Genomic DNA, 8,296 nt, shown 5'->3' with positions numbered 1-8,296 from the left:
CTTAACTCCAGTGTTACTCATATAAGTCAACTTTTGTGTCAACCTATTTTAGGACGAGGCATAGCAATAACAAAAAAGGTGGCGTTTATCGCCACCTTTTTTTATGTTCCTTATCAATCCTCAACCAGATATTTAAATAGGAGTGCAAGGTTAATGATCAGGCAAATAGAGCGAATGATACAAGGAGGTGGAGCGCTCTATGTTGCCGGCCTTATTCATCATAAACTTCAGGAAGGTAAGTAGGATGTCTAAAGTGTTTTTAAATACTCCAGCACCGCCTTTCTTTCCACATCCGTGAGCCGGTCGCCAAAATTATGGCCATAGTTTCCGTAGCCGGCAATATCGGTGTTATAGGCTTTTTTTTGCGGCGCATCATGCACTGCATGTTTCCAGCCAATCCTTTCATAGTCGTATTCCGGTTTGTCAAAGTTGCGCGACCAGTACCTGGGGCGCAGCTTGCTGTTCAGTAAAGCTTCCAGCGTGGGTACCGACCCGTTGTGGAGGTAAGGCGCCGTGATCCAGATGCCATCGAGCGGCGGGGCTATATAGCCATCAAAGGGTTCGAGGCGGGCGGGGTGGTCGCCCTGGGTAAACCAGCTGTTGTTGAACCAGTTTACAAACTGCGGCGCGGCCTGGTTGCTTTTGTGGAGCATGGAATCTGTACCAATGATCGGCTGTGGTATCAACAGGTTGGGGTATTCTTCCTTATCGCCGTATTTGCCATGGCAGGAACTGCATTTCTTCTCAAAAACCAGCTTGCCTTCACCGGCTAAATGTGCATCAATTTCCTTTGGATATTTGGGTGGTTCAATAGAATAGAGGTAAGCCAGCAGGTCGGGCATATGGCGGTCAACGGCGGCGGCTTCGCTGCTATCGGAGGTGGTGAGCAGGTTGGAGGCCATCAGGAACCGGCCAAAGTCGCCCCTGCCAAAGCCATTGTAGAACATGGCGTTCTTTTTTTTCAGCAGCCACCAGGGCGGTGTGTCGGAAGGAATGGCACCATCAGGTACGGGCATGGTGGCTTCTTTCTGCCACCGAAGGGTAAACGGGTCGCGGTGTGCAACCAACAGGGCTGTCAGGCGCATGGCCAGGTTCACGCCCCGCACTTCGGCAACCAGCCCGGGTGAGATGGTGCGGGTTACTTCCAAAAAAGGATGTGATGCCTCGTATTGTTTGGGTGCTGTTGTTTTCAGTACCCCTTCCAGCATGCCTATAGCCGTTGTAGCAGGGCGGGGCGCACTGCTGCTGAAATCAATAGCGCTGTTGCCCAGGCCTATGTAGAGTTTGTCTTCAAACACCTGTGCATGGCATTGCAGGCAGTTGGGTGCTACCAGGGGTTCGCCGTTGGGAGCGGTAACAGCGGTAAAACTATGCGGGAGCTTTTTGTTGCGGCCCTCCCGGTCCAGGTATACGGGTTCCTTGGGACTCAGGTTGAAAATGAAAGGCGGGAGGCCGCCACGTACATAATCGCCGGTAACCAGGTAGGTATAGCCTTTTTGTGCATCACCCACCCGCTGTTTGGTTGCCGGAATGGGTACGGGTTCCAGCCTTTCGGCTATGCTGGCGCTAAGGCCCACCAGGCTGGAAAGTACAATAGTCATTATGGTTAAACGTGCCATCTTATCTCCAACGAATAAAGAGGGGAAAATGTTGGATCTAGCTGCATGGAGCGGTATAGGAATTGCAAAAAATAAACCTGCTTCAACTAACCTTTATGAAACGTATTGTAGGCAAAGTCTTTTTGCTCCTGCTGAAAACATTCCTGGCACTTGTGATCATTATTGCCCTTATGTTGTGGGGTAACCAGTAAGGTGTGGGGTGATGAGTTTGGAATTGGCTTGTTTTGTTCAGAATGTCAGTCCCTTCCATTAATGGTGCCTTTTCTTTTCCCTACCCGCCAATCACCATTTACCATTCCCCTCATTTGCCATACACTTCCAATAACTGTTTCAGGTCTTCCAGTGTGTTGATTTCTTCCACTTTCTTATCCTGGCGCCACCGCAGCATACGGGGAAAGCGAAGGGCAACGCCGCTTTTGTGCCGGCTGCTGGCAGCGATGCCTTCAAAAGCGATCTCAAATACCAGTTCGGGTTTTACCGTGCGCACCGGACCAAATTTTTCAATCGAATTCCTTTTTACAAAAGCGTCTACCTGTGCAAACTCCTTATCTGTTAAACCTGAATAAGCCTTGGTAAAAGGCACCAGTTTATCGCCATCCCGTACCGCAAAGGTATAGTCGGTATACAGCCCGCTGCGGCGGCCGGCGCCTTTTTGCGCATAGATCATTACCGCATCTATGGTGAGCGGGTCTATTTTCCACTTCCACCAGTCGCCGCGTTTGCGGCCCACCTGGTAGGTTGAGCTTTTCCTTTTGAGCATAAACCCTTCCGACGCCATCTCCCGCGATTGCTCACGCAGGGCAGCCAACTCCTCCCATTCCGTAAAAGTGACAATGGGCGACAATATCAGTGCAGGGTGTTCCCACTGGGACAGCAGTGCTTCCAGTTTGGCGCGTCGTTCCTGCAGGGGCCGGGTGCGCCAGTCTGCGCCTTCATATTCCAGCAGGTCGTATACAATAAAGCCGGCAGGCGCTTCCTGCAACTGTTTCTTGGTAACGTTCTTCCGGCCAATACGGGTTTGAAGGGCTGAGAAGGGAAGGGGTTTGCGGAAAGCCTCCCCCCGGCCCCCTCCGGTGGAGGGGGAGTTAGAGACTCCGTTGTTAAGAATTTCACTATTACTACCTCCAGGGTTTTTTCCTGCTCCCTCCCCACCGGGGAGGGCTGGGGAGGGGCCCGCGGGGAGGCTAATGATCTCCCCATCAAGTGCAATACCATCGGGTAGGATGTATTGCAGGCTGTGGTACTCGGGAAACTTTTCTGTCATCAACTCCTCGCCGCGACTCCAAACAAAGAGTTCGCCCTGGCGTTTGATGATGAGGCCGCGGATGCCGTCCCATTTCCATTCTACCTGCCATTCCTCCGGGAGCCCTAAGCTTGCGGGGGCGTCTTCCAGCGCATAGGCCAAATAGAAGGGGTAGGGTTTGGAGATATCTGTAGCATGGGCTTCTTCCCCGGTCAGTTCATCAAAAGAAATAGTGGTTGGATCCCAATTGCCGGAAATGCGGTGGGCAATAACGGATGCCTCGGCACCGGTAGCTTTTGCCAATGCGTTTACCATAAGTTTTTGGGAAACACCAATGCGGAAGGAGCCCGTGATGAGCTTATTGAATACAAAACGTTCACTGCGGTTCATTTCGGCCCAGCTTTCAAGAATAAACTGCTTGCGTACGGACTCTTCTTCCTTCTCTATCTTTTTGAGCTGTTCGATATAATAATAAAGCGGGCGTTCATCTTCCGGTCTTTCCGCTTGAGCGGTTTCATTTTCGGGCAGCAGCAGGGCAATGGTTTCGCCCAGGTCGCCAACGGTATGCCAGCATTCGTCAAACATCCAGAATGGAAGCCGGGTCACCTCTACGCAGTAAGTAGCCAACTGGGTGGTATTAACGGCCCGCCTGGGCCTGCGGCCACTGAAGATGGCAATTACCCATACTTTATCACGGTCATCAGCAACCGAGAAATAGCGCACCAGGGCGTCCAGCTTTTCGTTGGTCTTCGTGGTGGTGCCCAGGGTAGCTACAAGTTCGGCAAAAGAACGCATGTGGTAGTGCTTTATAATGTGCTGGAGCTATCTCCCTCTTACCTGGGTAAGCAGAGGCAGCGGGTGCTGTTTTTTATGCGATGGTATCCGCCAGTTCGGTGGATTTTTCTGCTGCTTCATCATCCCCATATTCCGTTTTTACCTCTTTGGAGTGGATGCCAATTTCGTTGAGGTAACGGCCAAAGGCTGCGGTAAAACCATGGGTTACATACACGCATTCCGCTTCCGTGGATTTGATGGCGCTGAGCAGTCCGGGCCAGTCGGCGTGGTCGCTGAGCGGAAAGCCCGCATCGGCATTGCGGCGGCGCATGGCACCCCGTATGTTCATCCATCCGCTGCATACACCCACCACGTAGGGCGAAAACCTTTTCATCCACGGTGTGCCTTCGGCCGATGAGGGTGCAATCACCACGGCTCCTTTCAGCCATTCCTTTGGCGTGTCGGGTGTTACGCGGTGCACTTCGGGTAATGCAATGCCGGCATTGGCCAGTGCCATGTGCACGTTGTATACCGCGCCATGTACCAGTATGCGGTCGGTAACCTCGGTAAGGCAGGGAAGCAATCTTTGCGCTTTACCCAGGCTGTAGGCAAAGAGTATGGACGATTTGCCGGCAGCTTTATTTTTCAGTACCCAATGTTGTATGTCGGCAAAAATTTGCGCCTGTGGTTTCCACTGGTACACAGGCAGCCCAAACGTACATTCCGATACAAAGGAGTGGCATTTAACAGACTCAAACTGCCCGCTGAGTCCATCGTTTTCCACTTTGTAATCGCCGCTCACCACCCACACTTCCCCGCCGTATTCCACCCGCACCTGTGCAGAGCCAATAATATGCCCGGCAGGGTGAAACGATACCTGTACCCCGTTGATAAAGGTATGCTCGCCATATCCTGCAGTTTGATAAATGCCCGGCCCCAGCCTTACTTCTAAGATGGGTTTGGTATCTGTTTGACAGAGATAGGCCTTGCTGCCCCAGCGGGCATGGTCGCTGTGGCCATGGGTGAGAATGGCTTTGTCTACCGGCCGCCAGGGATCAATATAAAAATCGCCCCTGCGGCAGTACAATCCACGATCGGTAAATTCAATTAGGGACATTCTGGTTTATCGTTTGGGTAATCGGGATTATTGCAATAAATAGTTGGGCCAGCTAAAGAGTAGTGGTTTTCTTCTTATTGCGCTTGCACTTTTCACTGCAGTAAGTAACCTCGTCCCAAACCTTCTGCCACTTCTTCCGCCATTGGAAAGGGCGATTGCAAACGGGGCATGTTTTGGAAGGTAAATGTTGTTTGTGCATTTGCGTTAGCAACAACAATAAAGCAGAAATGTTCGGAAAGAAGGGCGGGCTTCAGGCAGCACAGGAAGGCCTGAAGGAAAAACTTCATGGATAATGAAATGCTGATTAAGCCCGATTACCGCTGGCTAAAATGACTGGAGCAGGGTTACGATGGGAGTTCTCAGGAATTCAAACTTTAAAAAGCCGTTCGGATGATGTCGGTGCCACCGTTGTAGCGGCGAATGAAGTAAAGCTTCTTGTTCTCGAAATAGTCCAGGGTCATGCTTTGCTTATTGGTAAACACGGGCTGGATATCGAACTGGGTGAAGACATAGTTGCCTTTACGGGTTAGGTTGGAAGCTATATCGGCCTTTGTTTCCAAAAGCAGCAGGGCAAAGCGGAGCATGGTTTCATAACCCCGGAAAAACATATCGGTTGGGCGGGCGTCGATCTTTTGCTCAAAAGCATTGCTGATCTGCGCGGCCAAACGATCGCCGCGGTTGTAGTGAAAAGGTGTGGTATAGAGTATTTCCATCCCTTTTTGCTCGCCGCTGCCCAGTCCCCGGATATTTTCCCAGGTGGGCATACCTACCAGGGTAATGGGGTAGGTGTCACTGATGGTGGATAGTTCCGCTGCCAGGTCGTCGCCGAAACCCTGGTCGAGGCTACCGGCAATGAATACAGTTTTCCGGGTACTGTCCATTTTGGCGGCATAGGAAAAGGCGCTGAATCCGTTGCTCACATCTACCGTTTCGTAGTTCAGGCGCCTGTCGGTTGTTTGCTGGCTGATCTCGGTAAAATAATCACGCAGCTGGCCTTCCTGAACACCATTGCGGCGCAGAAAGACAATCTTGTCGCGGCTATGATTGAGCTGCAGGTACCGGTAGATGCCCTCGCAGTGCGCCCGGAGTGTTGAGTTCAGGATCACTACGTAAGGATTATTGTTCACCCCCGCATCGTTGGGCAGGGTGGCGGAAATGAAAGGAATCTTCTTTTGCAGGGCCGTATTGGCAAAGCTCCGCACTTCGGCAGGGTTGGCGCTGGCAATGATCAGCTCGAGGCCGTTCAGCGCAGGGTTGTTCAGGATGGACTCCATGCTGTTGCGGCGGGAGCGGGTGTCGTATACAAACACCTCAAGGGGCGCACCGGCCTTTTGCAAAGAATCCAGGGCCAGTTGGGCACCCTGGTAAAATTCAAGCCCGGGGTTCAGGAATTTGGGAAACTCCTTGCCATAGCGGTAGCTGGCGCCATTAAAAACGGAATCCAGGAAAAGCGGTGCGAACAAAGCAATCTTGTGCCTGCGGGTAGCTTGTGCCTGCACCACCCCCTGAACCAGGAGCAGGAGGCCAAATAGCAGAACGATTCCTTTTTTCATGACGCTTGATTGTGTATGGACCTAACGGAAAAACAAATTAAACCACAATGACTAAAGATGAAATGATTTGTATGAACTCAGCTATAATCGTTCCATTTATGGATGAGGTAGCTAATTCCCCTTGTTAAACTTATGTACCAGGAAAAGTTGCCGCTCCCGGGTTCATACAAATCATTTTTAATCAATACATCAGCGGTTATTCCCACTCGATGGTTGCCGGCGGCTTCGACGAAATATCGTACACCACGCGGTTGATACCGCGTACGGAGTTGATGATTTCGTTGGAAACATGCGCCAGGAAATCGTAGGGGAGGTGCGCCCAGTCGGCGGTCATACCATCTACGGAGGTTACGGCGCGGAGGGCAACGGTAAACTCGTAAGTGCGCTCATCACCCATAACCCCCACGCTTTTGACAGGCAGGAGGATGCTGCCTGCCTGCCAAACGGCATTGTACAGGTTGTGGCTCTTGAGTGCTTTTACATAAATATCATCGGCGTTCTGGAGCAGTTCCACCTTTTCGGGTGTGATCTCGCCCAGGATGCGGATGGCCAGCCCGGGACCGGGGAAAGGATGGCGGTTGAGCAGGTCGTCGGGAATGCCCAGTTCGCGGCCCACACGGCGTACTTCATCTTTGAACAGGTAACGCAGGGGCTCCACCAGCTGCAGGTGCATTTTCTCGGGCAGTCCGCCCACATTGTGGTGGCTCTTGATGGTAACCGAAGGGCCATGTACCGAAACCGATTCAATTACATCGGGGTAGATGGTACCCTGCCCCAGGAAAGATGCGTCGCGGTCTTCTGCCTTGGCTGCTTCCTGGAATACATCGATAAAAAGGCCGCCGATGGTTTTGCGTTTTTCTTCTGGATCGGTCTTGCCTGCCAGCGCATCGTAAAAACGTTGCCTGGCATCAATGCCGGTAACGTTCAATCCCAGCTGCCTATAGATTTCCAGTACCTGGTAAAATTCATTTTTGCGCAGCACGCCATTGTCCACGAAGATGCCATGGAGATTGGGCCCAATGGCGCGGTGGATGAGGGTAGCCGCTACGGTGCTGTCCACACCGCCGCTCAGGGCCATAATCACCTTGCGGTCGCCGATCTGTTGTTTGAGCGCTGCAACGGTTTCCGTTACAAAGTGGGCGGGTGTCCAGTTCTGGGAGCAGCCGCAGATATTTACCAGGAAGTTTTGCAGGATTTTTTTGCCCTCGATGCTGTGGTATACTTCGGGGTGGAACTGCAGGCCGTAGAGCGGCTGCAGGCCGGCTTCCTCGCTTTTGAAGGCCGCAACAGGAATGCTGTCGGTGGTGGCCAGCAGGCGGAAGTTTTCGGGCAGTTTCAGGATGGAATCACCATGGCTCATCCACACCTGCGACGATGGGGTGATGCCTGCCATCAGGCGCTCATCACTTTCCAGGTGCAGGAAGGCGCGGCCATACTCGCGTTTGGCACTGCGCTCTACCGAGCCGCCAAATTGCTTGGCGGTCAGCTGGGCACCATAGCACACACCCAGTACAGGGTTGTTGGTAGCCAGGGCACGCACATCTACCAGGGGGGCAGCCTCATCATTTACCGAGAAAGGGGAACCGGAGAGGATTACCCCTTTTATGGATGGATCGGCGGGTACGCCTTTGGAAAATGGAAGAATTTCGCAATACACATTGGCTTCCCTTACCGCGCGGGCAATCAGCTGGGTATACTGGGAGCCGAAGTCGAGGATGATGATTTTTTCCGTCATGAGGACGCGAAGATAGGAAGACAAAGAACTAATGTGCTAATGTGATAATATGCTAATGTGCTAATTGGGGGGAGATGTCGTGGGCTGTTACTACAAAGCTTTATAGAAAAGGGGAGAATCGGGATAAATAGGGTAAGATGCAAAGTGGTTATAGTGGTATTGCAATGAACCAGAGGTAGTATTACATAAACTGTGTCACAGGGTTGGTTTGTTACGTTGTTGAAAGGTCATGATTTTTCTGATGCAGCCGGGCCT

At 52.0% G+C, this 8,296-nt stretch carries 7 protein-coding genes; 1 reads left to right on the top strand and 6 read right to left on the bottom strand.

Annotation, left to right across the window (positions count from 1 at the left end; translation table 11 throughout):
- Positions 1-243: hypothetical protein (locus tag BUE76_RS24820; protein WP_216820683.1), on the top strand; the 243-nt coding region annotated here is incomplete at its 5' end.
- A gap of 5 nt (positions 244-248) precedes the next feature.
- Here BUE76_RS24820 and BUE76_RS18500 read toward each other — a convergent pair.
- The 6 genes from BUE76_RS18500 to guaA all read right to left on the bottom strand — a co-directional run bounded on the left by BUE76_RS18500 (position 249) and on the right by guaA (position 8,041).
- Positions 249-1,601: a c-type cytochrome gene (locus tag BUE76_RS18500; protein WP_073043639.1), complete on the bottom strand. Its 1,353-nt coding sequence runs from the start codon at positions 1,599-1,601 to the stop codon at positions 249-251.
- A gap of 319 nt (positions 1,602-1,920) precedes the next feature.
- Positions 1,921-3,657 (bottom strand): ATP-dependent DNA ligase, encoded by a 1,737-nt coding sequence (locus BUE76_RS18495; RefSeq protein WP_073043584.1) that lies wholly within the window; start codon positions 3,655-3,657, stop codon positions 1,921-1,923.
- Between the two features lie 73 nt (positions 3,658-3,730).
- Positions 3,731-4,753 (bottom strand): ligase-associated DNA damage response exonuclease, encoded by a 1,023-nt coding sequence (locus BUE76_RS18490; RefSeq protein WP_073043582.1) that lies wholly within the window; start codon positions 4,751-4,753, stop codon positions 3,731-3,733.
- A gap of 52 nt (positions 4,754-4,805) precedes the next feature.
- Positions 4,806-4,952: a DUF2256 domain-containing protein gene (locus tag BUE76_RS25480; protein ID WP_073043580.1), complete on the bottom strand. Its 147-nt coding sequence runs from the start codon at positions 4,950-4,952 to the stop codon at positions 4,806-4,808.
- Between the two features lie 175 nt (positions 4,953-5,127).
- Positions 5,128-6,306, bottom strand: coding sequence for an ABC transporter substrate-binding protein (locus tag BUE76_RS18480; RefSeq protein ID WP_073043578.1), 1,179 nt, complete (start codon positions 6,304-6,306; stop codon positions 5,128-5,130).
- A 196-nt stretch (positions 6,307-6,502) separates the two neighbouring features.
- Positions 6,503-8,041 carry a glutamine-hydrolyzing GMP synthase gene (guaA, locus tag BUE76_RS18475; RefSeq protein WP_073043576.1) on the bottom strand — a complete coding sequence of 513 codons (1,539 nt, stop codon included), beginning with the start codon at positions 8,039-8,041 and terminating at the stop codon, positions 6,503-6,505.
- Positions 8,042-8,296 lie beyond the last annotated feature (255 nt).

It is taken from the genome of Cnuella takakiae, assembly GCF_001953305.1.
Lineage (GTDB): Bacteria > Bacteroidota > Bacteroidia > Chitinophagales > Chitinophagaceae > Flavisolibacter > Flavisolibacter takakiae.
This window is presented reverse-complemented; position numbering and strand designations above follow the sequence as displayed.

Coding starts and splice junctions, on each gene's coding strand:
- BUE76_RS18490 (WP_073043582.1), bottom strand. CDS start 4,753: ATGTCCCTAATTGAATTTACCGATCGTGGATTGTACTGCCGCAGGGGC.
- BUE76_RS18480 (WP_073043578.1), bottom strand. CDS start 6,306: ATGAAAAAAGGAATCGTTCTGCTATTTGGCCTCCTGCTCCTGGTTCAG.
- guaA (WP_073043576.1), bottom strand. CDS start 8,041: ATGACGGAAAAAATCATCATCCTCGACTTCGGCTCCCAGTATACCCAG.
- BUE76_RS25480 (WP_073043580.1), bottom strand. CDS start 4,952: ATGCACAAACAACATTTACCTTCCAAAACATGCCCCGTTTGCAATCGC.
- BUE76_RS18500 (WP_073043639.1), bottom strand. CDS start 1,601: ATGACTATTGTACTTTCCAGCCTGGTGGGCCTTAGCGCCAGCATAGCC.
- BUE76_RS18495 (WP_073043584.1), bottom strand. CDS start 3,657: ATGCGTTCTTTTGCCGAACTTGTAGCTACCCTGGGCACCACCACGAAG.